At 57.8% G+C, this 23,779-nt stretch carries 24 protein-coding genes; 16 read left to right on the plus strand and 8 right to left on the minus strand.

Annotated features, from left to right (window positions below; translation table 11 throughout):
* Positions 1–98 precede the first annotated feature (98 nt).
* Positions 99–242 carry a hypothetical protein gene (locus tag AB6T85_RS12700; protein WP_253461313.1) on the plus strand — a complete coding sequence of 48 codons (144 nt, stop codon included), beginning with the start codon at positions 99–101 and terminating at the stop codon, positions 240–242.
* Between the two features lie 111 nt (positions 243–353).
* On the opposite strand, the gene AB6T85_RS12705 is transcribed toward AB6T85_RS12700, so the two are convergent.
* The 3 genes from AB6T85_RS12705 to AB6T85_RS12715 form a co-directional block, all read right to left on the minus strand.
* Positions 354–638: a hypothetical protein gene (locus AB6T85_RS12705; protein ID WP_253459560.1), complete on the minus strand. Its 285-nt coding sequence runs from the start codon at positions 636–638 to the stop codon at positions 354–356.
* Positions 639–970: 332 nt separating this feature from the next.
* Positions 971–1,423: a universal stress protein gene (locus AB6T85_RS12710; RefSeq protein ID WP_301253307.1), complete on the minus strand. Its 453-nt coding sequence runs from the start codon at positions 1,421–1,423 to the stop codon at positions 971–973.
* 12 nt (positions 1,424–1,435) lie between these two features.
* Positions 1,436–2,218: an IclR family transcriptional regulator gene (locus AB6T85_RS12715; RefSeq protein ID WP_253459558.1), complete on the minus strand. Its 783-nt coding sequence runs from the start codon at positions 2,216–2,218 to the stop codon at positions 1,436–1,438.
* A 162-nt stretch (positions 2,219–2,380) separates the two neighbouring features.
* Between AB6T85_RS12715 and AB6T85_RS12720 the strand changes: the two genes are divergently transcribed.
* The 3 genes from AB6T85_RS12720 to ypdK all read left to right on the plus strand — a co-directional run bounded on the left by AB6T85_RS12720 (position 2,381) and on the right by ypdK (position 5,276).
* Positions 2,381–3,979, plus strand: coding sequence for an MFS transporter (locus tag AB6T85_RS12720; RefSeq protein ID WP_369895764.1), 1,599 nt, complete (start codon positions 2,381–2,383; stop codon positions 3,977–3,979).
* Between the two features lie 5 nt (positions 3,980–3,984).
* Positions 3,985–5,007 (plus strand): HlyD family secretion protein, encoded by a 1,023-nt coding sequence (locus AB6T85_RS12725; protein ID WP_301253310.1) that lies wholly within the window; start codon positions 3,985–3,987, stop codon positions 5,005–5,007.
* Positions 5,008–5,204: 197 nt separating this feature from the next.
* Complete coding sequence (gene ypdK / locus AB6T85_RS12730; RefSeq protein ID WP_125290871.1) at positions 5,205–5,276, plus strand: membrane protein YpdK; 72 nt, start codon at positions 5,205–5,207, stop codon at positions 5,274–5,276.
* A gap of 52 nt (positions 5,277–5,328) precedes the next feature.
* Here ypdK and alaC read toward each other — a convergent pair whose 3' ends face one another.
* Complete coding sequence (alaC, locus tag AB6T85_RS12735) at positions 5,329–6,567, minus strand: alanine transaminase (protein WP_253459549.1); 1,239 nt, start codon at positions 6,565–6,567, stop codon at positions 5,329–5,331.
* A 105-nt stretch (positions 6,568–6,672) separates the two neighbouring features.
* Positions 6,673–7,197, minus strand: a complete 525-nt coding sequence (locus AB6T85_RS12740; RefSeq protein ID WP_253459546.1) for a GNAT family N-acetyltransferase — start codon at positions 7,195–7,197, stop codon at positions 6,673–6,675.
* Between the two features lie 218 nt (positions 7,198–7,415).
* On the opposite strand from AB6T85_RS12740, the gene AB6T85_RS12745 reads away from it, so the two are divergent.
* On the plus strand, positions 7,416–9,095 hold the full coding sequence (locus AB6T85_RS12745) for a LytS/YhcK type 5TM receptor domain-containing protein (protein WP_369895878.1): 1,680 nt from the start codon (positions 7,416–7,418) through the stop codon (positions 9,093–9,095).
* 24 nt (positions 9,096–9,119) lie between these two features.
* Entirely contained in the window at positions 9,120–9,848 is a 729-nt protein-coding gene (locus AB6T85_RS12750; protein WP_253459540.1) for a LytR/AlgR family response regulator transcription factor, read from the plus strand.
* A gap of 28 nt (positions 9,849–9,876) precedes the next feature.
* Here AB6T85_RS12750 and glk read toward each other — a convergent pair whose 3' ends face one another.
* A complete protein-coding gene (gene glk / locus AB6T85_RS12755; RefSeq protein ID WP_125290855.1) occupies positions 9,877–10,842 on the minus strand; it encodes a glucokinase in 966 nt (321 codons plus the stop codon).
* 181 nt (positions 10,843–11,023) lie between these two features.
* The gene (locus AB6T85_RS12760) at positions 11,024–12,670 is read right to left on the minus strand and encodes an alpha-keto acid decarboxylase family protein (RefSeq protein ID WP_253459537.1); all 1,647 of its coding nucleotides are present in this window, start codon (positions 12,668–12,670) and stop codon (positions 11,024–11,026) included.
* Positions 12,671–12,870: 200 nt separating this feature from the next.
* Here AB6T85_RS12760 and mgrA point away from each other — a divergent pair, with 200 nt between their 5' ends.
* Complete coding sequence (mgrA, locus tag AB6T85_RS12765) at positions 12,871–13,860, plus strand: L-glyceraldehyde 3-phosphate reductase (protein ID WP_301730768.1); 990 nt, start codon at positions 12,871–12,873, stop codon at positions 13,858–13,860.
* Between the two features lie 155 nt (positions 13,861–14,015).
* Positions 14,016–14,357, plus strand: coding sequence for a DUF2502 domain-containing protein (locus AB6T85_RS12770; protein WP_253459530.1), 342 nt, complete (start codon positions 14,016–14,018; stop codon positions 14,355–14,357).
* A 53-nt stretch (positions 14,358–14,410) separates the two neighbouring features.
* Here AB6T85_RS12770 and AB6T85_RS12775 read toward each other — a convergent pair whose 3' ends face one another.
* Complete coding sequence (locus tag AB6T85_RS12775) at positions 14,411–15,649, minus strand: Nramp family divalent metal transporter (RefSeq protein ID WP_301253319.1); 1,239 nt, start codon at positions 15,647–15,649, stop codon at positions 14,411–14,413.
* Between the two features lie 363 nt (positions 15,650–16,012).
* Between AB6T85_RS12775 and AB6T85_RS12780 the strand changes: the two genes are divergently transcribed.
* From AB6T85_RS12780 to AB6T85_RS12815, 8 genes are all read left to right on the plus strand, one after another.
* Positions 16,013–17,200: a NupC/NupG family nucleoside CNT transporter gene (locus AB6T85_RS12780; RefSeq protein WP_253459524.1), complete on the plus strand. Its 1,188-nt coding sequence runs from the start codon at positions 16,013–16,015 to the stop codon at positions 17,198–17,200.
* A gap of 270 nt (positions 17,201–17,470) precedes the next feature.
* Positions 17,471–17,857, plus strand: a complete 387-nt coding sequence (locus AB6T85_RS12785; protein ID WP_369895767.1) for a hypothetical protein — start codon at positions 17,471–17,473, stop codon at positions 17,855–17,857.
* Positions 17,835–17,993, plus strand: coding sequence for a hypothetical protein (locus AB6T85_RS12790; protein WP_253459520.1), 159 nt, complete (start codon positions 17,835–17,837; stop codon positions 17,991–17,993). Before AB6T85_RS12785 ends, AB6T85_RS12790 begins: the two co-directional genes overlap by 23 nt.
* Positions 17,994–18,362: 369 nt before the next feature.
* The gene (locus tag AB6T85_RS12795) at positions 18,363–19,445 is read left to right on the plus strand and encodes an LLM class flavin-dependent oxidoreductase (protein ID WP_369895769.1); all 1,083 of its coding nucleotides are present in this window, start codon (positions 18,363–18,365) and stop codon (positions 19,443–19,445) included.
* Positions 19,445–20,431: an ABC transporter substrate-binding protein gene (locus AB6T85_RS12800; RefSeq protein WP_369895771.1), complete on the plus strand. Its 987-nt coding sequence runs from the start codon at positions 19,445–19,447 to the stop codon at positions 20,429–20,431. Before AB6T85_RS12795 ends, AB6T85_RS12800 begins: the two co-directional genes overlap by 1 nt.
* The gene (locus AB6T85_RS12805; protein ID WP_301730772.1) at positions 20,424–21,017 is read left to right on the plus strand and encodes a cysteine dioxygenase family protein; all 594 of its coding nucleotides are present in this window, start codon (positions 20,424–20,426) and stop codon (positions 21,015–21,017) included. The genes AB6T85_RS12800 and AB6T85_RS12805 overlap by 8 nt, the downstream gene beginning before the upstream one ends.
* Positions 21,010–22,614 (plus strand): rhodanese homology domain-containing protein, encoded by a 1,605-nt coding sequence (locus tag AB6T85_RS12810; RefSeq protein ID WP_369895773.1) that lies wholly within the window; start codon positions 21,010–21,012, stop codon positions 22,612–22,614. Before AB6T85_RS12805 ends, AB6T85_RS12810 begins: the two co-directional genes overlap by 8 nt.
* 236 nt (positions 22,615–22,850) lie before the next feature.
* Positions 22,851–23,714, plus strand: coding sequence for a glucose 1-dehydrogenase (locus AB6T85_RS12815; RefSeq protein WP_125290865.1), 864 nt, complete (start codon positions 22,851–22,853; stop codon positions 23,712–23,714).
* Positions 23,715–23,779 lie beyond the last annotated feature (65 nt).

A 23,779-nucleotide genomic window follows, 5' to 3' on the forward strand; every position in this document is an offset into this window, starting at 1 on the left:
TTGGAAATATTTACTCTAATAACTCTACAAAAGCGGCATTATTCCTCCACTTTTGTTTTGTAGAGTGTTAGCTATTGGAAAGCGAGAGAGTAAGAATAATGAAACTAATTAGATCGATTGCGCTTCTGGGCGTAATAAGTATGCTGAGCGGCTGTATTATTCATGACGGCTATCGCGGCCACCACCACGGCGGGCCGGGCTATCATCACGGCGGACACCATGGCCAGCACAGGGGCTGGTAAAGAATTATAAATGGGTGAAGTTCTTTCATCCTGAAAGCGGGCAAAGCCTGCACACGGCAATATAAAAATAAAATGCAGTCTTCAAGGCGGGTAATTACCCGCCTTCTTTTATTAGCTTTTAATGCTGTAATTACACTGATACCAGGCTTTCATTAACCCTGGCAGTCGACTTTCCTGCGGCTTTATCGGCTCGACTTTATCAAAGCCGCGCTCTGCGCAATAATGCTCAACGTCCTGCTCCATGGCCGTTTTGTTTACCGTATCGGGATCGAAACGATAAAGCACGCTATTTACCGCAGGGTCTTCTGCTACCTTTTCAAAAGCGCCGGGCTTGTGGGAAGTACAGCCAGCGGACAGCAAAACAGCAAGCGCCAGCGCGCCAATTATTTTTTTCATCTTAACTCCTTTCTTTGCCGACGCATCTTACTTAAGCGGCACGGCGATACCATCGGAAAAAACCGCTTTTGCACTTCTTTAACCTTGATGCAATATTTTACCGATTGAATCGATTCAGGCTGCCGTGTAGCGTGAGGCGAAAATGAATGCCAATATACATCCAGACACAGCGACATGTCTGCGCAACACCAGGAATTTTATTTATAATTACAAAGATTTATGCCCGCGGCGAGCGGGCTTTTTTTTGCGCTAAATTCAGGAAGCGGACGCTATTATATTCGCTGCGCCCGTTGAGAAATTAACCTGAAGTGCCGTTATTAAAAGGCGTGCGCTCAGTCGGCGCGCACGTCGACCAGCACCGGGCAGCTGGCACGCTCAATAACGGCAGCGCTGACCGATCCTTTCAGCAGGCGATTAAAGGAAGAGAGATGGCGGCGGCCCATAATAATCATCGCCGCGCCAATCTGATTGGCGTGGGCCACGATGGTTTCGGCGGATTCGCCCGCCAGCACCCGCCCCGTGGCGCGAACGCCGCGGCCTTGCAGCTCCGCCAGCGCCTGGCGAACGGCGGCTTCCGCCGTGTTTTGTTCGTCCAGCGCGCTGCCGAAGTCGCCGGGATCTTCCCCCGCCTCAATAACGTAATCCGCCGTCGTGCTGGCATAGCTGGCGTCGACACAGCACAACACCACCACGTCCGCATCAAGCGCGCGCGCCTGCTCTGTCGCCAGGGAAACCACCTTGCGCGCCAGCGCCGAATTATCCACCGCCACTAAAAGCTTTTTCATTTGCCGCTCCTGTCAGTCACGTAAAGTCGCTTTGCCAATTTCATCCACCAGAGCCTCTTTGCACTTCAGGATCTCTTCGCGGAAGAGCGCTTCGTGCTTTTGAAAACGGGCAGAAGGCACCAGCAGGCTGATGGAAAAGCGTCCCAGTATGGTATCTATCGCTACCGCCATGGTGGAGATCCCTTCCAGCGTCTCGCCACGATCGTAAGAGAGACCGGTGCGGCGGATTTCCTGCAGTCTTTCCATCAAATCGGGATACGCTTTGACGGTCAGTTCGGTAATCGCTTCGTAGGCATCACCTACCCACGCCCTGGCCTCTTCGTCGCTGTCCAGCGCCAGCAGCGCGCGGCCGCCGGAGGTGCTGTAAAGCGGCAGGTTCAGCCCGATGCGCGGCACCACGCGCAGCTCGCGATCGGCGACCACGTAATGCACGATAGCCAGCTGTAATCCGCTGGCGCGGGCCAGCGACACTGTTTCGCCCGTGGCGTCGCTCAGCGCCTGTAGCCACGGCTGCACAATCGCCACTACATCGGTGTGCACGCTGGCGATCAGCCGCAGCAGCGCCGGGCCAAGACGTACGCCGCCCGCGCCGTGACTGCGCACCAGCTGCACCGAATCCAACGCGCCAACGATACGCTGCACGGTTGAGCGAGGCAGATCGACGGCCTGAGCGATTTCGCCCAGGCTCATGCCGTTGGGGCTGTCGCCCAACGCGTCCAGAATTTTTGCCGCGCGCGAGATAACCTGGATACCGCCGGTACGCTCCTCGTCGCGTAAAGCTGCAGGTTCAGACATGAGATCTCCTTCCTTGTTGATGGCGATACTGTAGCACTCTTTTCCCCTCTCCGGCAGGCTGTATCGCATTGCAATACAGTCAATCACCATGTAATATCTGCCGCCAATGTATCACAATGCAATACAGTGCATCACTTCATCTTTTCTTGCGGAGCACCGGCTATGAACGCTCAACCCGCAGCCCCGGCCACCCACCCTTTTACCCTGCGTCTGGCGCTGGGTCTGGTGGGCGTGCTGATTGCTGCGCTGACCTCAGGACTTAACGATCGCGTAACCGACTTAGCGCTGGCCGACGTTCGCGCCGCTATCGGTTTTAGCTACGATCGGGCGACCTGGATTACCTCGGCCTATCAGGCTGCCGAAGTGGCGGCGATGATGGTCGCGCCCTGGTTTGCGGTGACCTTCTCGCTGCGCCGCTTTGCGCTGGCCGTCGCGTTTGGTTTTGCGCTGGCCGGCATACTGCAGCCCTTTGCCGCGACGCCAGGGCTGTTTATCGGCCTGCGTGTTATCCAGGGCCTGTTCGGCGGCGCGCTGCCGCCGCTGCTGATGACGGTAGCGCTGCGTTTTTTGCCGCCGGGCATCAAGCTTTACGGGCTGTCCGCCTATGCCTTAACCGCCACTTTCGGCCCCAACGTGGCCGCCTCGCTGGCGGCTTTCTGGACCGATGCCGTCGGCTGGCAGTTTGTGTTCTGGCAGATTGTGCCGCCGCTGCTGCTTGCCGGCGTGCTGATTGGCTGGGGATTGCCGCAGGATCCGCTGCGCCTGGAGCGTTTTAAGCAGATAGATTTGTTCGGCATGCTGACCGGCTGTAGCGGCGTTGCGCTGATGGTGCTGACGCTGTCGCAGGGCGAGCGGCTCGACTGGCTGCAATCGCCGTTGATTACCGGCATGCTGTGCGCGTCCATCGCGCTGCTGGTAGCGTTTTTAATCAACGAGTGGTCGCATCCGTTGCCGCTGTTTAAATTGCAGCTGCTACAGCGTAAAAATTTAACGCACGGGCTGCTGGTGCTGGCTGGCGTGCTGCTGGTGGCGCTTTCCGGCTCCGCCCTGCCTTCGGCTTATTTCGCTCAGGTGGAAGGGTTCCGCACCGTGCAGTTTGCGCCGCTGGCGCTGGCTATCGGCCTGCCGCAGCTGCTGATTGCGCCTTTTATGGCTTTCCTGCTGAACCTGCGCTGGATCGACTGCCGCTGGATGCTGACCTGCGGCGCGGCGCTGCTCAGCGTGTCGTGCCTGATGGGCGCGCAGCTGACCGACGACTGGGCCAGGCAAAATTTCTGGCTGATCCAGTTGCTACAGGCTTTTGGGCAGCCAATGTTGATTCTGCCGGTGTTGATGAGCGCCACCAGCGTGATCCTGCCGCCTGAAGGGCCGTACGCCTCGGCGATGTTTAATACCGTGCGCGGCTTTTCCAGCGTGGCGGCCGGCAGCCTGGTAGAGAATTTTCTGACCCACCGGGAAAAGTTTCATTCACACACCCTGGTCGATCAGCTGGGCAATCGTCCGTGGCTGATGACGGCGGCGAACAGCGCCGATGCCTCGGCGATGAAGCCGCTGCTGCCGGACGGTTCAGCCAGCTCGGCCGAAAATTTAGGTCATTTCGCCACGCTGCTTAAGCACCAGGCGGTGATCCTCAGCATCAGCGACGCCTACCTGCTGCTGATCGGCTTCGCGCTGCTGCTGGTGCTGCTGACCGCCTGGCTGCCTAAACGTGTCTGGCCGCCGCAAACCCTTATTCAAACTCAAACTAAAGCCGTGAGATAATAACAATGTTCACACCTGCAAAAAGAACCTTAACGCTGGCCGCGCTGCTGCTGGTACTGCTGGGGATCGCCTTTTTCGTCTGGTCGGCCATGAGCCGCCATCAGGCCCGTACCGATGATGCCGTAGTGACCGCCGACTACACGGCCATCGCGCCGAAAGTTTCCGGCTATATTCGCACCGTTAACGTCGGCGATAACCAGCAGGTAAAAGCGGGCGACGTGCTGGCGACGATTGACGATCGTGACTACCGCGTCGCGCTGGAAACTGCCGAAGCGAACCTGGCGGTCAGCCAGGCGAAGCTGGCCAGCGTTCAGGCCCAGCTTGAGCAGCAGCAGGCGACCATTGCGCAAAACGACGCCGCCGTCGCGGCCAGCCAGGCGACCCTGAACTATGCCGGGCAAAATGCCGAACGCTATCGCCGCCTGCTGAAAAGCGGCACCGCCACGGCAGACGAGCAGCAGAAAACCAGCGCATCCATGCAGGAAGCGGCGGCGCAGCTGCGTCAAAGCCAGGCCGCCGCGCTGGCCGCCCGGAAAGAAGTGGGCGTGCTGGAAGCCAGCCTGCGCCAGGCTAAAGCGGATATTGCCGCGTCAACCGCCAGCGTCGATCAGGCTCGGCTGAATCTTTCTTATACCGTTATTACCGCACCAATCGATGGCGCCGTCGGTCAGCGAGCGGCACGCCAGGGCGCCTGGGTTGCCGCCGGGACGCGTCTGATGGCCGTGGTGCCGCTACAGCAAACTTACGTGGTGGCAAACTTCCTGGAAACGCAGCTGGCTGGCGTAGAGGCCGGTGCTGGCGTCACGCTGAGCGTGGACGCGCTGCCTGGCGTCACGCTGCGTGGCCATGTGGATAGCATAGCGCCTGCCACCGGCTCGACGTTTGCCGCTATCGCCGCCGATAACGCCACGGGCAACTTCACCAAAGTGGCGCAGCGTTTGCCGGTCAAAATCCTGCTTGAACCGGGCCAGCCCGATCTGGCGCGCCTGAAGGTAGGTATGTCGGTGGTGCCGGAGCTGGCCCGCTGACCGGACGCGGGCGGTTTATTCAACGCCCGCGCCTAAGGCAGGATCCTGAAAAAAAAGATAATTCCTGGAAATGCCGGCTTTATTTTGCCGCCCGGTGCGGGTAAATTAGCGGGCGATCCTGTGACGAAAGCTGACGGCCCGAGCCGGAAAACGCGGCGACGCAGGTTCCGGCTATCATCGCTCAAAGGAGTTTTTTCGTGAAATATGCATTAATGGGCATTTCGTTTCTGTTGCTGGCCTGGGCAGGCACCTTCTATCTGATGCTGTAGTCCGCTGGCTAACGAAGAAGGCAGGCGCCTGGCCTGCCCTTAACAGTTGTTCTTAACTACCCTGGTCCGCCTCACTTTTTACCGTTCCCGGCAGAATACCGTCGGCGCGGAACATCGCTTTAATCCCTCTTACCGCCTGGCGAATACGGTCGCTGTTTTCAATCAGCGCAAAGCGCACGTGCGTATCGCCGTAGTCGCCAAAACCGATACCCGGCGAGACGCAGACCTTCGCCTCCTGCAACATATGCTTAGCGAATTCCAGCGAACCCATATGCGCATAGTGGTCCGGGATTTTCGCCCAGACATACATCGAGGCCTTGGGCGTTTCCACCATCCAGCCCGCCTCGTGCAGCCCTTTCACCAGCACGTCGCGGCGGCGCTTGTACTGCTGCGCGATATCCCGCACGCACTGCTGATCGCCCTCCAGCGCGGCGATGGCGGCAACCTGCAGCGGCGTAAAGGTGCCGTAGTCGTGATAGCTTTTGATCCGCGCCAGCGCGGCGACCAGCTCTTTGTTGCCGACCATAAAGCCGATACGCCAGCCCGCCATATTGTAGCTTTTGGAGAGCGTGAAAAACTCTACTGCCACGTCGCGAGCGCCCGGCACTTCCATAATCGAAGGCGCTTTCCAGCCATCATAGACGATATCGGCATAGGCCAGATCGTGGATCACCAGCACGTTATATTGTTTGGCCAGCGCGATCACGCGCTCGAAAAAGTCCAGCTCGACGCACTGCGCAGTAGGATTGGACGGAAAGCCAAGGATCATCATTTTGGGTTTGGGATAGCTTTCGCGAATGGCACGCTCCAGCTCGTTAAAGAAGTCCACGCCTTCCACCAGCGGCACGGAGCGCACCTGAGCGCCCGCGATAACCGCGCCGTAAATGTGGATGGGGTAGCTGGGATTCGGCACCAGCACGGTATCACCATGATCGAGCGTAGCCAGCATCAGGTGCGCCAGCCCCTCTTTCGAGCCGATGGTCACAATCGCTTCTGACTCCGGGTCGATATCCACCTGATAGCGATCGGCATACCAGCGTGAAATTGCCCGACGCAAACGCGGGATGCCGCGCGAAGTCGAATAGCCGTGCGTGTCCTCTCGTTGCGCCACCGAGCAGAGTTTTTCAACGATATGGGGCGGCGTAGGGCCGTCCGGGTTGCCCATGCTGAAATCGATAATATCTTCGCCGCGACGGCGCGCCGCCATCTTCAGTTCGGCAGTGATATTAAAAACATAGGGCGGAAGGCGTTCAATACGGGAAAATCGGCGTGCGGAGCTGTTGTCAGCCATAAAGACCTCTGAGTACGTTAGCGCCCGGAACCGTCCGAGCGACGCTGACCAGAAAATGGTCGAAGAGCCAACATAGCGCAGAGTTCGCCAGGCTGTCGAGCCGAATTAATCAGATTCCAGCTTGCCGAACAGCCAGTCGTCAACCCACTCGCCGCGCAGCAGATAATTTTCCCGCAGCGTGCCCTCAAGCCGGAAGCCGTTTTTTTCCAGAACGCGTCGCGAAGGCCAGTTGCCCTCCACCACCTGCGCGGTCAGCTTGTGGAAGCGACACTGGCTGAGCAGGTAAGCGGCCATCGCGCCAAGCGCCTCGCTGCCGTAGCCCTTGCCGGTATAGCGGTTCAGCAGCGAGTAGCCGACTTCGGCCTGCCGCCAGGGCGTCCATTCCGCATTCGCGCCTATCAGCCCTATCGCTTCGCCGCTTGCCCGCAGCCGCACAGTTAAACAAAGCATATGCAGGCTGGTTACCTGCCAGGGCTGTAGTCGGGTCTGAAAGCGCTGCCGGATATCCGCCAGCTGCGGGACGGCGCTGATAAACTGCATACTGACGGGATCGCTGTGCACCTCGTGGAACAGCGACCAGTCTTCCGGCTGGAGCTTTTCCAACAGCAATCTTTCGGTCGTTAATTGCATGATACATCCCCTTTTTGTTACCAGGGTTTCCCCTTTTCACCCAGGCTTTGCAGCGAGGCTACCTTGATACCTTACGCACGGCTAATCGTAACAAAATTGATCCAGACAGGGATTGACTGAAATCGGCGCGCGCTTGCCTGGCGCATCCCGCTCGCTTTCCTTATTATGTCGCTACTGTTTCTCCGCCAGCCGAGGCGCCCGTGCATTCGATGTTTGAGATGTTGCTTGCGGTATTAGATCGCGCCGCTCTTATGCTTATCTGCCTGTTTTTTATGACACGCACCCGTCATTTTCGTCAACTGTTACAGAAAGATGAGCACTCACGTCAGGAGCTGGTGGCGGTAACGGCTATCTTCTCGCTGTTCGCGCTGTTTGGCACCTGGAGCGGCATCAACGTTGACGGCTCGCTGGTGAACGTGCGCACCATCGCGATTATGGCTGGCGGTATCCTGTTTGGCCCGTGGGTCGGTATTGTGACCGGCGTGGTGGCCGGGCTGCACCGTTTTTTAATCGATGTCCACGGCGTCACCTCGGTGCCCTGCCTGATCACCAGCATTATCGCGGGCGTTGCCGCAGGCTGGATTAACCTGAAGGTCGCCAAAGCGCGGCGCTGGAGCGTCGGCATTATCGGCGGCATGCTGTGTGAGTCGTTAACGATGATCCTGATCCTGGTCTGGGCCAGACCTTACGCGCTGGGCCTGGCGATCGTCGAAGAGATCGCCGTGCCGATGATCCTGGGCGCGGTCAGCATCGGCCTGATCGTGCTGCTGATCCAGAGCGTCGAGGGCGAAAAAGAGGCGATAGCCGCCCGTCAGGCCAAGCTGGCGCTGGATATCGCCAATAAAACGCTGCCGCTGTTTCGCCAGGTCAACAGCCGTTCGCTGCGTAAAGTCTGCGAAATTATTCGCGACGATATCAGCGCGGATGCGGTTGCCATCACCAACAAAAATCAGATCCTGGCCTATGTTGGCGTTGGCGAGCAGAATTACCGCGAAGGCGACGACGGCATCAGCCCGACCACGGCCAGAGCTATCGCCAATGGCGAAATCATTATCCGCAACAACGATGAGGCGCACCGCACGCCGGAAATCCATTCAATGATTGTGATCCCGCTGCGGGAGCTGGGCGAAGTCACCGGCACGCTGAAAATTTACTATCGCCACGCGCACCGCATTACCTGGTCGCTGCGGGAAATGGCCATCGGTCTGTCGCAAATTATCTCCACGCAGCTGGAAGTTTCCCGCGCCGAACAGCTGCGTGAAATGGCGAATAAGGCCGAGCTACGCGCGCTGCAAAGCAAAATAAACCCGCACTTTCTGTTTAACGCGCTGAACGCCATCTCGTCGTCGATCCGCCTGAATCCCGATACCGCCAGGCAGCTGATCAGCAACCTTTCGCGCTATCTACGTTACAACCTGGAGCTGAACGACGACGAAATCATTGATATTAAAAAAGAGCTTTATCAAATCAAAGATTATATCGCCATCGAACAGGCGCGTTTTGGCGATAAGCTGACGGTCATTTATGAAATTGACGAAGACATCAGCTGCTCGCTGCCCAGCCTGCTGATCCAGCCGCTGGTGGAAAACGCCATCGTGCACGGCGTACATCCCTGTCGCGGCAAAGGTGTGGTCACCATCAGCGTGCAGGATGCGGGCGAGCGGATACGTATTGCGGTGCGCGATACGGGCAACGGCATCTGCGAAGAGGTGATCCAGCGCGTGGAGCGCAACGAGATGCCCGGCAACAAGATTGGCCTGCTCAACGTGCATCACCGCGTCAGGCTGCTTTACGGCGAGGGGCTGCATATTCACCGTCGCCATCCGGGCACCGAAATTGCTTTTTATATCACCAAAAAAGGGGCGACTCTGCCCGAACGTGTTTCACTGACGGCTTAGGGCCGCATTCACCGGGAAAGCGATGTGAAAGCCATTATTGTCGAAGACGAATTTCTGGCGCAGCAGGAGCTGAGCTGGCTGATCCGCCAGCACAGCCAGCTGCAAATCGAGGCCACGTTCGACGACGGGCTGGACGTGTTGAAATATCTGCAAAACCACCAGCCGGACGTCATCTTTCTGGATATTAATATTCCGTCGCTGGATGGCGTGCTGCTGGCGCAAAATATCAGTAAATTCGCCCATCGTCCGCATATCGTTTTTATCACCGCCTATAAAGAGCACGCGGTAGAGGCCTTCGAGCTGGAGGCGTTTGACTATATCCTTAAGCCCTACCATGAAATGCGTATTATCACCATGTTGCGCAAGCTGGAAAATACGCTACAGCAGGCCGCTTCCGGCGGCACAGACAGCCCGCGTAGCCAGGTGCATACCATTAACCTGACGCGGGACGAGCGCATTATCGTGACGGATATCAACGATATTTATTACGCCGAAGCCCATGAAAAAATGACGTTTGTTTATACGCGGCGGGAGGAGTACGTGATGTCGATGAATATCACCGAATTTTGCAGTCGGTTGCCCGAAGAGGCTTTTTTCCGCTGCCATCGTTCTTACTGCGTGAATCTGAGCAAAATCCGCGAAATTGAACCCTGGTTTAACAATACCTATATTCTGAAGCTGCGCGACCTGGAGTTTCAGGTGCCGGTCAGCCGCAGTAAAGTGCGGGAGTTTCGCCAGCTGATGCGGCTGTAAAAAAGGCCGGAAAACCGGCCTTTTTTGCTTACAGAATGGTGCCTAACGTCTGACGCAGATGCGCGCCCGCGCCCAGCAGGCCAGGCTTTTCATGCGTAATCAGGTAGACAGGAATATTCTGCACGTAATCTTTAAAACGGCCCTTGTCTTCAAAAGCGGCACGGAAACCCGAGGCTTTAAAGAATTCCAGGAAGCGAGGCACGATGCCGCCAGCGATATAGACGCCGCCGAAGGTGCCCATGGTCAGCGCCAGGTTACCGCCGAAACGGCCCATGATCACGCAGAACATCGCCAGAGCGCGACGGCAGTCGGTGCAGCTGTCGTCCAGCGCGCGCTGAGAAACGTCCTTCGGCTTCAGGTTCTCCGGCACGCGGTTGTCGGCTTTGACAATCGCGCGGTAAAGGTTGACCAGGCCCGCGCCGGACAGCACGCGCTCGGCGGACACGTGGCCCAGCTCTTCGCGCAGCACTTCCAGGATCAGATCTTCCTCTTCGCTGTTGGCGGCGAAATCCACGTGGCCGCCCTCGCCCGGCAGGCTCACCCAGCGTTTATCCACATGAACCAGATGCGCCACGCCCAGACCGGTTCCGGCGCCGTAGACGGCGACCGGTTTGTCTTTAACCGGCGTCGTGCCGCCAAACTGCATCACGTCCTGCTCCGTCAGCATCGGGATCGCCATCGACACGGCAGTGAAGTCATTGATGATCTCAAGATGATCAAAGCCCAGATTCGCCTTCATCTTGCTGGTGGAGAAAGCCCAGTCGTGGTTGGTCATATCCACCCAGTCATCGGTGATCGGGCAGGCGATGGCGATGCAGCCATCCGTGACATCCTGCTGCTGCTCGGCAAGATAAAAACGGATGACTGCCTCAAGGCTATCGTAGTCTGCTGTGGAGAACGTTTTGGCTTGTGAGATGGCACCGTTCTCGACTTCGCACAGTGCCAGGCGCGCATTGGTGCCGCCTACATCACCTACCAAAGCATACTTAGTCATTATTGTTTTGCTCCGCTTACGTCATTTGTACACACTATAAATTTCCCCCACTCAAACAACAACGCCCAACCCTCACGGGCGAACGTAAAATCGCGCTGCGACCGACTACCTTACCTGCACTGGCCGCAATTTCCCACGGGCATCAATCTGAATCTGGCGTCTGAATCCGTTATCAGATTTTTCAGGACGCGTTGCGCTTGTCCAGCGCCGCCGTTACCGCCTGCAAAAGGGGCGGCACATCCAGCTGCGGCAGCATAACCTCCACCAGCGAGAGACGCGAGGTCTGTTCAATCACTTTTACCACTTCCTGCAATTGAGCGCTCTCTTCTACTCGCCAGCTTTGCGCCTCGCCGCGCGTGCTCAGCGCCTGCGGCAGCTGCGTCCAGTTCCACTGAGCAATGTCATTGTAGCGCTGATGCTCGCCGTGAATAGCCCGCTCAACAGTATAGCCGTCATTATTAAGAATAAAGACGATCGGTTTCAGGCCGTCGCGCAGCATCGATCCCAGCTCCTGGATGGTCAGCTGGGCCGCTCCGTCGCCGCAGAGCAAAATCACGCGCCGCGCCGGACAGGCGAGCTGTGCGCCCCAGGCGGCGGGCAGCGTAAAGCCGATCGATCCCCACAGCGGCTGACAGATAAAGGTAACGTCTTCAGGCAGCCGCAGCGCCGCCGCGCCAAACGCGGCCGTGCCCTGATCGGCCAGCACGATATCGCCGGGACGCAAAAAGTCCTGCATGATGCGCCAGAACGCATTCTGACTCAGTGCGCCAGCGGTCAGCTCGGGCAGCGCCGGCGGCAGCGCCTGCACATCGCGCCAGCCTTCGCCATAGCGTGTTGCCAGCTGATGCAACACGGCAACGGCATCCTTCATGGCGATCTGACTGAACGTCTGTGTACCAACCCGGCAGCGATACAGGCCAATATCAATATTACGTAGCGGATCGATATGCTGGGTGAACCCGGCAGTGATGGTATCCGTCCAGAGCGTGCCGACGGTGATCACCACGTCGCGCTGTTCGATATGCCGCTGCGTATCGCCCGCGCTGGCGGCGCCTGAGTAGGTGCCGACAAAGCCCGGCTGCTGTTCCGGCAGCACGCTTTTGCCCATCAGCAAGGTTGAAAAAGGCAAAGCCGTTGCCGTTACCAGTTTATGCAGCGGCTCACGCATTGCGGCGCGATCGGCAAGAAAATCGGCCAGCAGCGAGACGCTTTCAGCTTCCGCCAGCAGGGCTTCCGCCGCCGCGCTGAAGGAATCCAGACTGCTTTGCAGCGATTCGGCCCGGTAAGTCAGCGTGCCGATGGGCGGCTGGATGGGCGCTTCCGCCACGTCCGTAGGCATAAAGAGGTAAACGGGACGATGTTCGCGCAGCGCGGTAATCAGCAGCCGGTCGATTTCCGCCGCCGCGTTTTCTCTGGTCAATACGGCCTGCGCTATGGTGACCTCACGGGCAATGCGTAGAAAATGCGCGTAGTCGCCGTCGCCCAGCGTATGGTGCAGTAACAGCTTCTCTTCCTGCGCCGCGCTGGCTGGCGCGCCGACAATATGGATAACCGGCAGATATTCGGCATAGCTGCCCGCCACGCCGTTTAAGGCACTCAGTTCACCCACGCCGAAAGTGGTGAGCAGCGCCGCCGCGCCGCGACAGCGCGCATAGCCGTCGGCGGCATAGGCCGCGTTCAGCTCGTTGCTGCTGCCCGCCCAGGCAATCTTTTTGCTGGCGATAACGTGATCCAGAAACTGCAAATTGTAATCGCCCGGCACGCCGAACAGATGCCCGATGCCGATTTCCTGCAGACGCAGCAACAGATAGTCTCCAACGCTTTGCATGGCTTTCTCCTCTGATAGGTTGTAATGAGTATTGCGCATCCTTTGCGCGCCATGTGAAATCCGTCGTCGCCCGCGATGGCAAGCAAAGATGACGCCTGAGACTTTTCCGCAAGTTGCGATCCGCCGCGCGAACCGGTTCGGTGTAACCGTATACACTGCTATGCTCATTTTGCCTTTCCTTCTGAGCACAGGAACTTTTCATGGTTTATCAGCCTGACGAAAATCGTTATCAGACAATGAGTTATCACCGCTGCGGCCGCACCGGCCTGAAGCTGCCCGCCGTCTCGCTCGGCCTGTGGCATAACTTTGGCGACAGCACGCTGGTAGAGAACAGCCGCGCGCTGCTGCGCCACGCTTTCGACCAGGGCATTACCCATTTTGACCTTGCCAATAATTACGGCCCGCCGCCCGGCTCGGCAGAAGAAAACTTCGGTCGCATTCTGCGTCAGGATTTCGCTTCGCTGCGCGACGAGCTGATTATCTCTTCCAAAGCGGGCTATACAATGTGGGACGGGCCTTACGGCGACTGGGGCTCACGTAAATATCTGATCGCCAGCCTCGATCAGAGCCTGAAGCGTATGGGCCTGGACTATGTCGATATTTTTTATCACCACCGTCCCGATCCGGAAACGCCGCTGGAAGAAACCATGACCGCGCTGGATCACCTGGTGCGCCAGGGGAAAGCGCTTTACATCGCGCTTTCTAACTATCCGGCGCAGCTGGCGGCGGAGGCCATTGCCATCCTGAAGCAGCTGGGCACGCCCTGTTTGATCCACCAGCCGAAATACTCCATGTTTGAACGCGCGCCGGAAGACGGCCTGCTGGATGTGCTGCAGCAGCAGGGCGTGGGCTGTATCGCTTTCTCACCGCTGGCGGGCGGCGTGCTGACCGATCGTTATTTGCAGGGCATTCCGGAAGATTCACGCGCCGCCAGCGGCAGCCGTTTCCTCAGCAGCGAGCAGCTGACGCCGGAGAAGATGGAGAAAGTACGGCAGCTAAACGAGCTGGCGCAGCAGCGCGGCCAGAAACTGTCGCAAATGGCGCTGGCCTGGGTACTGCGCGGCGGTCGCGTCACGTCAGTGCTGATCGGCGCCAGCAAAACCAGTCAGATAGACGATGCCATAACGATGCTGAACCAGCGCGAATTCAGTCAAAGCGAGCTGGATCGCATCGACGCGATCCTCGCCTGATCCCTTTGCCGCCGCGTCCTGCGGCGGCCTGTTTTACTGACATTTCCTTTAACACTTTTTCGACACTTTTAGGAATTAGCCAGGCGAAACCCCTGCGCTCTCCTTATAATACTGACATCAGGGCGGAGCAGTTGTGCCGCTGATAAGGAGAGAAAATGAAACATCTATTGCTTATTGCCGCTTTGCTGGCAGGTTCAGCCTTACACACAGCACAGGCTGACAGCGCCCGGATTATGTTAGCGCCGGGCGTTTCGCTTCATCTGGGCGATCGCGATCGTCACGGGCGTTACTGGGACGGCGGCCGGTGGCGCGAAGGCCACTGGTGGCGCAACAACTATCGCTATGGCGAAGGCCGCTGGTGGCGCCATGAACAGTGGCGCCGTCAACAGGAGATGCGTCAACGGCATGAATGGCGACGCGACCAGCGCTGGCGCGACCACGAAAGGCAGCGCGAATGGCGTCACGAGCGGGATCGTCACCACGACGGACGCTGGTAAAAAAAAGGGTGCTCACAGGAGCACCCTTTTTCACTTGTTGCTTAGCGTCTCGCCTAAAGCTCCATCGCCATAGATATCAGCAGATAGAAGTTCAGCGCCACCACCACCACCACGATAACCTTGCCTGCCGCCTGCATCAGGCGCGAGTTCACCAGTTCGCCCATCAGTTCGCGATTGCCGGTAAAAGAGAGCAGCGGGATAAGCGCCAGCGCGATACCGAAGCTGAGCAGCACCTGGCTCATCACCAGAATGCGCGTCGGCTCCCAGCCAGCCAGGATCACGATAAACGAGGGCAGCATCGTCACAACACGCCGCACCAGGAGCGGAATACGTATATGGATAAAGCCCTGCATTACCACCTGCCCCGCCATCGTTCCCACTACGGTGGAAGAGAGTCCGGCCGCCAGCAGGCTCAGACCGAAGACTATGGCCGCCGCACGGCCCAGCAGCGGATCGAGCGTCAGATAGGCCTGATCCAGATCCGCGATGCCGGTATGGCCGCTGAAGTGAAAAGCCGCCGCCGCCGTCGCCATCATCGCCAGATTCACAAATCCCGCGATGGTCATGGCGACCGCCACATCCAGTTTTGTCGAGGAGTAGCGCTCTGCGCGGCTGCCGCCGTCAGGGCTTTGCGTTAAGGAAGAGTGCAGATAAATCACGTGCGGCATAATCGTTGCGCCCAGCACGCCCGCCGCCAGCAGCACCGCATCGGCGGTCGGCAGCGTCGGCACGGCAAGGCCCTGCATCAGATCCATCACTTTTGGCTGAGAGAAAAACAGCTCGATCACATAGGCCGCCGCCACAAACAGCAGCAGGCCGCCGATGACCAGTTCCAGCGGCTTCTGGCCCCGGCTTTGCAGCATCAAAATCAGGAACGTCACCACGCCCGTCAGCACCGCACCCTGCAGTAAACTGACGCCAAAGAGCAGCTTAAAGCCGATAGCCGCGCCGATAAACTCGGCCAGGTCGGTGGCCATGGCGATAATTTCCGCCTGGATCCAGTAGAACCATACGGCAGGACGCGGAAAGCGATCGCGGATATGCTCCGCCAGGTTTTTGCCGGTGGCGATGCCCAGCTTAGCGGACATTAACTGGATCACCATCGCCATGATATTGGCCCAGACCACCACCCACAGCAGCTTATAGCCATAGGAAGCGCCAGCCTGGATATTGGTCGCGAAGTTGCCGGGATCGATATAGCCAATCGCCGCAATAAAAGCGGGCCCCATCAGCGCGAATTTGATTTTACGGGAACTACGGACCGTCTGCTCCGCGGTGCGGCCTTCAAACATCGTCTTACCCCTTAATACACCCGAGGAAGGTATTGTCATTCAAATGATAATGATTATCAACATCATTTGCACTGGTTAAACTTATCGCTGTAATAGCCTACGCTAAAAAGTATAGCCTTTGCTATACCCAAAGGTAGCGTTTCGTGTGGCCGATTTGTAAGCGATAAACTTACTTTAGGTTAAAAAGTATTCCCCCACAAGTTGACGGGTGGTTTTTTAAACAGTATCAGGATGTGACAGGAAAGCAGAATGTCGATTTAAGCCGATAGGAATTTATTATATTGAGGCTTTAGTCTCGTTTTTCTGCAACTTGTTACATAGAATGTGCAGCGAAATATAACAGCCTTCAAATTTGGAGCACTCATGTCCCGCATTCTGCATTTTGCTTTGGCGCTGGTGGTGGTGACGTTACTGGCCTTACTGGTCAGCAGCGATCGGAAAAATATCCGCGTCCGTTTTATTATTCAGCTTCTGGTGATCGAGGTGCTGCTGGCCTGGTTCTTCCTGAACTCCGAAATCGGCTTAGGGTTTGTCAAAGGCTTTGCCGGCTTCTTCGACAAGCTGCTGGGCTTTGCCGCTCAGGGCACCAGCTTTGTCTTTGGTGGCATGAACGATAAAGGCCTGGCGTTCTTCTGGCTTAACGTACTCTGCCCTATCGTCTTTATCTCCGCCCTTATTGGTATTCTGCAACACTTCCGTATTCTGCCCGTGGTTATCCGGGCAATCGGCACCGTGCTGTCAAAAGTCAACGGCATGGGTAAGCTGGAATCTTTTAACGCGGTAAGCTCGCTGATTTTGGGACAGTCAGAAAACTTTATCGCCTATAAAGATATTCTGGGCAAAATGTCGCAGCGCCGCATGTACACCATGGCCGCTACGGCGATGTCGACCGTATCGATGTCCATCGTCGGCGCCTATATGACCATGCTCCAGCCGAAATATGTGGTGGCCGCGCTGATCCTGAATATGTTCAGCACCTTTATCGTGCTGTCGTTGATCAACCCGTACCGCATCGAAAACGAAGAAGACCTGAAGCTGAACGATCTGCATCAGGGACAGAGCTTCTTTGAAATGCTGGGCGAATATATCCTTGCCGGTTTCAAAGTGGCGGTCATCGTCGCCGCGATGCTGATTGGCTTTATCGCGCTGATCTCCGCCGTCAATACGCTGTTTGATACGATTTTTGGTATCAGCTTCCAGGGCGTGCTGGGCTATGTGTTCTATCCTTTTGCCTGGGTAATGGGCGTGCCCGCCAGCGAAGCGTTGCAGGTCGGCAGTATCATGGCGACCAAGCTGGTTTCCAACGAATTCGTGGCGATGATCGACCTGCAAAAAATTGCCGGTACTCTGTCGCCGCGCGGCGAAGGCATCCTTTCCGTGTTCCTGGTTTCTTTTGCCAACTTCTCCTCTATCGGCATCGTGGCGGGCGCTATCAAAGGCCTGAACGAAGAGCAGGGCAACGTAGTGTCGCGCTTCGGCATGAAGCTGCTGTACGGTTCGACGCTGGTTAGCGTGCTCTCCGCTTCCATTGCAGGCCTGGTGCTGGGCTGATAGCGGTCTGGCTCGACAAGAAAGGCGAATCTCCGGGTTCGCCTTTTTTTTGCGTATCGTCTCGCAGTAAAACATTTTATGTCGCGCATCCGGGAAGATCGCCTTTAACCCATAATAAAAGTAATGCTATAAAGCAGCCCATGAGACTCAGGATGAGGATTTGTTATGGCGGGCTGCCACTATGAAATCTTACATAGCGAGCTGCAGGGATTTGATGTCTACAGGACGATGGATATCAGATTTATGTTTGCTGCCCAGGTAAATCGGCAGATGACTTTCCGATTGGCCTTTTTTGCGAAAGCGGCAGCCGAAATACCGCTACTCATAAAGCTGTTCGGTGATGATGTAGCTGACGCCAACCAGGCCGTCGTCAGCTTTTACAACCTTGAAGCACAGGATAATCCCGACTGCGATATGTTCGAAAGGCCGCCAGCCGCCGCCGCGCTTACGCTACATGAAACGCTGTTTTTTTACGCGTCTCTGATCGACATCATTCTGCAGGTTGCCAGGCGAGAAAACATACAACCCCTGGCCTTCCAGGCGTATACTCCTCAACTGATTAAAGTTTACGATCGGCTGGTCAGGCAGCAGGCTGGCCCGCGCAACCTCAGGGTATTTAAAGAAGGAGCGAACTATGTGCTACAAACGGACAATTGAAACCCCAACCCAACATATTGATTTCGACGCTATCCGCATGCAAAAAAAGGCAATGATTAGGCAGCTCCTGCAGGCGAAGAAAAAAGCGGAACAGGCAGGCGAGATAGTCAGCAAGCCTTTTAAGATGGGTGACTGAAAGCTTTTGCCTTTCCTGACCCGCCTTTCGCGGGTCGGTTCGATAAGCCTCCCAGGCTTCCGGCGCGCTGCTTGCTTCGCGTTATTTTCTTAGTCAGCACGCCTTCCCTTTTAATCAGCACGCCGCAGCATTCAGCCAACATACCTCAGCGTTAAATCAGTGCACCTCGGCATTTAGCCAGCGTCTCGCCCGTTTAGCCAACACACAGCAGCGTTTAGCCAGCGTCTCGTTCGTTATGCGCCAAAAGCCGCCTTCGCCATAGCTGTTTTTTAACTTTCCTCAGCATATATAAGAATTTCACAGCTTACGTCTCTGAAAGTAGGGTTCCTTCTACGCCCTTTTCTGCCCGCCCACTTCGGAGAATTCAGGATGAGCATTCAGTTTCTTGGCATGATCGGCCATCGCCTGGCCTCGGAAATCATTCCGCCCAGCGGCCCCATTTTTAACAAACAGTATATCGCCGACTTCGCCCGCGCCCATGAACAGGCCGGTTTCGATCGCGTTCTGGTCGGTTACTGGTCAGATCAGCCCGACGGCTTTCTGGTCACCGCCCACGCGGCGGCACATACCTCAAAAATAAAGTTCCTGCTGGCGCACCGTCCCGGCTTTGTCTCCCCTACCCTTGCCGCCCGCAAGCTGGCGACGCTGGATCAGCTGACCGATGGCCGCCTGGCGGTGCATATCATCAGCGGCGGCAACGATGCCGAACAGCGTCGCGACGGTGATTACCTTAACAAAGCCGAACGCTATGCGCGCACCGATGAGTTTTTGCAGGTACTGAAAAACAGCCTCACGGCCGAAGCGCCTTTCGACCATCAGGGCGAGCTTTATCAGGCTGAACAGGCTTTTTCCGCCGTCAAGCCGCTACAGCCGCAGCTGCCGGTCTATTTTGGCGGTTCCTCGCCGGAAGCGATTAGCGTGGCGGCGAAACATGCCGACGTTTTTGCACTGTGGGGCGAACCGCTGGCGGGCGCGGCCGAAACCGTGCGTGCGGTACGTGCCGCCGCCGCTCGCCATGGTCGACAGATCGGTTTTAATATCTCTTTCCGTCCGATTATCGCCGCGACCGAAAAAGAAGCCTGGGAAAAAGCGGAGTATATCCGCGAAACGGCCCGGCAGAAGCTGCTCGCTACCGGCCACGACTTCGGCCTGCCAAAACCGCAGAGCGTCGGTGCGGAACGGCTGTTCGCCGCTGCTAACGAAGGCGATCGCCTGGATAAAAATCTGTGGACCGGCATCGCCAAACTGGTCGGCGGCGGCTATAACTCCACTTCGCTGGTCGGCACGCCGGATCAGGTTTCCGACGCGCTACTGGATTACTACAACCTGGGCATCGAAAGCGTGCTGATCCGGGGTTTCGATCCGCTCAACGACGCGCTGGAGTATGGCAAAGAGCTGATCCCGCTGACGCGCGAAAAAGTTGCGGCGCGCCGTGTCGCAAGGAGCGCCTGATGCGTCTGGTCGTCGCCATCCTGCTTTCGGTTATGGCTGGCGCCGCTACGGCGGCAGAAAAAGTGACGCTGCGCCTGGGTGACGTTAAGGGCGATCGCTTTATTTCGCTACGAGAGTCCGGCGAGCTGAATAATTTACCTTATGAGCTGAAACTGACCTCATTTGACTCCGGCGCGCCGGTGCAGGAAGCGCTGAATGCCGGCGCGCTGGACGTAGGTTTTACCGGCGATCTGCCTTTCCTGTTTGTCTATGCCGCCGGCGCGCCGGTGAAGGCGGTAGGCGCATGGCAAAACAATCCCGACAGCATCGCCCTGCTGACGCGGCCAGACAGCGGTATTCACAAGCTGAGCGATCTGAAAGGCAAACAGATCGCCGTCAATCGCGGCGGCTGGGGACACTATCTGGTGCTGGGGCTGCTTGAGCGCGCCGGACTGAAGCCCGCCGACGTTAAGCTGCGTTTTCTTGGCCCGGTTGATGGCCGCGCCGCGCTGGCCAGCCATGCCGTAGATGCCTGGGCGACCTGGGAACCCTATGTCTCTTCGGCCATCGTGGTGGATAACGCGGTACTGGTGCCGCAGGGCGGCGGCAAGGGCATTCTTTCCGGCTATTCGTATGCGCTCGCCCGCGAGGAAGCGTTAAAGGATCCGGCTAAACGTCAGGCGATCGCCGATCTTCAGGGCCGACTGGCCAAAGCGCAGATCTGGGCGATACAGCATCCGGCAGCCTTTGCCGACGCGCTGAGCAAATCGCTGGGGATGCCGCCCGCCATTACGCAGCGCTGGATCGCCAACGCGCAGATCCGTCCGGTCAATTTCACGCCCACGCTGGCGGATTCGCTCCAGCATTCCGCCGACTTTTTCTTACGTTACCGCGTGCTGCCGAAAGCGGTGAATGTCCGCCAGGCTTTCGATTATCAGCTGGCGGGCCAGGCTAATCAGGCGGCCGCCGGATTAACACAGCCTGCCGGGGAGAACAGCCATGAGTAACCTTCAGCACCATCGTTTGCGCGCCTTTGTCGGCGATCTGGCTACGCTGCTGGACACAAAGCCTCCAGAACAGCGCGTGCTGCAAGAAGGCAGCGAGCTGCTAAAACAGCTTATCCGCCACGATGACTGGCTGGCTGAGCCTTTTGCGCAGACCGATCCGCAGCGCTATCAACAATATCTGCTGTATGCCGACGCGCAGCAGCGCTTTTCTGTTGTCAGTTTCGTCTGGGGAGCGGGCCAGTCAACGCCGGTGCACGACCACCGGGTCTGGGGGTTAATTGGCATGCTGCGCGGCGCGGAAGTTGCGCAGCACTTTCGTCGTGATGAGCAAGGCGCACTCTGGCCCGAAGGCGAGCCCGTTCGCCTGAATGCTGGCGACGTAGAGGCCGTTTCGCCTGAGGTGGGTGATATCCACCGCGTCAGCAACGCTTTTGCCGATCGCCCCTCCATCAGCATTCACGTTTACGGCGGCAATATCGGCGCGGTGAAACGGGCCGTTTATGACGAGGACGGCAGCGAAAAACCGTTTATCTCCGGCTATAACAACGCTTTTTTACCAAATATTTGGGATCTCTCACATGGCTAAGCAATCACTGCCTTTACGTCACTACAGCGATATTCGCTACGCCCTGCTCCAGCGCCAGGAAACTGCGCTGCTGGACGTGCGGGAAGAGGCTTATTACGCCGAAGGCCACCCGCTGTTTGCCGCTAATATTCCCTTGTCGAAGCTGGAACTGGAAATAATTAACCGCGTTCCACGCCTGGCGACGCCCGTCACGCTGTATGACAACGGCGAAGGCCTGGCGCAGGCCGCCGCCGAAAGGTTAATCGCGCTGGGCTACAGCAACGTGGCGCTGCTGGCGGGCGGCCTGCAGGGCTGGATCGAAGCGGGCGGCGAAATCTTTATCGACGTCAATTCGCCGAGCAAGGCGTTTGGCGAACTGGTCGAAAGCCGTGCCCACACGCCTTCGCTGCCCGCGCAGGAGGTCCATGCCCTGCTGCAAAGCGGTGAGCCGGTAGTGGTGCTGGACAGCCGCCGCTTTGACGAATATCAGACCATGAGCATTCCGGGCGGCATCAGCGTGCCGGGCGCCGAGCTGGTGCTGCGGGTCAGGGATCTGGCCCCGTCGCCGGAAACAAAAATTATCGTCAACTGCGCCGGACGCACTCGCAGCATTATCGGTACGCAGTCGCTGGTCAATGCGGGCGTGCGTAATCCGATTTATGCGCTGCGCAATGGCACCATTGGCTGGACGCTGGCCGGGCTGGCGCTGGATCATCAGCAGAACCGCCGTTACGGCGAGGTGAGCGAGACCGCGCAGCTTCAGGCCGCACGCAGCGCCCGGAAGGTTGCCGATCGCGCTGGCGTCAGGCAGATTACGCTCGCTGATTTGACCGCTTTGCGGCAGCAAACCCAGCGCACGGTTTATCTGTTTGACGTGCGCGACGCCGAAGAATACGCAGCGGGTCATTTACCCGGCGCTCGCCACGTGCCGGGCGGCCAGCTGGTGCAGGAAACGGATCACTATGCCAGCGTGCGCGGTGCAAAAATCGTGCTGGTTGACGACAAAAAAGCGCGCGCCGATATGAGTGCCTCCTGGCTGACGCAGATGGGCTGGGACGTTGCGGTTGTGGATAATATCAGCCGACAAGATTTTATCGAGCACGGCGACTGGAAACCCACGGTGCCGCCCCTGCCCGCCCTGCCGGAAGTGGAGCCAGCCGGGCTGGCCGCATGGCTGGAAGCGGGCGACACGCAGGTGCTGGATTTCACCACCAGCGCGAACTATGTGGCGGGCCATATCCCCGGCGCGTCCTGGCTGCAACGCTCGCTGCTGACGCGGACGGGCAGCGCTGCGCTGCCGCCGGCAGAGCGTTACGTGGTGACCTGCGGCAGCAGTCTGCTGGCTCGCTACGCCGTAGAAGAGCTGTCCGCGCTGACGCAAAAACCGGTAACGGTTCTTAAAGGCGGCAACGCAGCCTGGCGAGCTGCCGGTTTACCCATACAGCAGGGTGAAACAAGATTGCTGCAACCGCGGGACGATCGCTACCGTCGCCCTTATGAAGGCACCGACAACGCCGCCTCTGCGATGCAGGCCTACCTGGACTGGGAATATGGCCTGATTTCGCAGCTGGATCGCGACGGCACGCACGGTTTTAACGTCCTTACGCCCTCCGCCTGACTTTGCCAGGCCGTGTTGAAGCGGCCTGGTTTCCCGTCCGCCGCTTTTCTGCCCCGTTGGTCGAATCGGTTTAGCACTTTCGTTTTTTTTGACTATGCTTATTCCTTAACGGTCAGAAATCACCGAATCCGTTGTGAAAATCATTGTTATTCATTCTGTTGCCGAGCGAACTCCGGTTCCTGCGGCAGCATAATTCATTTATCACCGGCATTCTTGCTGGTTCAAGAGGAGAGCCTATGTCGACGACAAATCGCCCCCAACCTCCACTCCCAGAACAACAGCAAACATGGCCGGGAGCGACTAACGAAATGCAGCCCGTTCCCGATCACGGCGAAGCCAGCTATCAAGGCTCCGGCCGTCTGAAAGGTAAAAAAGCCATTATTACCGGTGGCGACTCCGGTATCGGCCGCGCCGTGGCTATCGCCTATGCTCGTGAAGGCGCGGACGTGCTGATTTCCTATCTGGACGAGCACGAAGATGCGAAAGAAACCGCGCGCCTGATTGAAGAAGCGGGACAGAAAGCAGTACTGGTGGCTGGCGACGTGACCGAAGCGGAACACTGCAAGGCTATCGTCAGCAAGGCCGTGGAAGCCTTCGGCGAAATCAATATCGTGGTCAATAACGCCGCCTTCCAGATGACCCGTGAGTCGCTGGATGAGATCAGCGATGACGAGTTTGACCGCACGATGAAAACCAATATCTATGCCATGTTCCGCATCTGTAAAGCGGCGGTACCGCATATGCCTGCGGGCGGCTCTATTATCAATACCGCCTCGGTTAATGCCGATCAGCCCAAGCCGAAACTGATTGCCTATTCCGCCACCAAAGCGGCGATTATCAACTTTTCCGGCAGCCTGGCTGCTCTGCTGGCGGATAAGGGTATTCGCTCCAACGCCGTGGCCCCTGGCCCGATCTGGACGCCGCTGATCCCTGCCACGATGCCGACCGAACAGGTTAAAAACTTCGGCAGCGAAGTGCCAATGCAGCGCGCCGGGCAGCCTGCCGAGCTGGCACCTGCCTATGTGATGCTGGCCAGCGACGAAGCCAGCTATATCTCCGGCGCGACCATCGCCGTCACCGGCGGCGTTGCCGTCATCTGATCGTCTGGCTATGGGGCTGCGGCTCCATAGCCTTCTCGCCCGTTCTCTTCCCGCTTTCCTGCCCG

Origin of the sequence: Erwinia aeris (assembly GCF_041224955.1) — a bacterium.
In the GTDB taxonomy this organism is placed as follows: Bacteria; Pseudomonadota; Gammaproteobacteria; order Enterobacterales; family Enterobacteriaceae; genus Erwinia; species Erwinia aeris.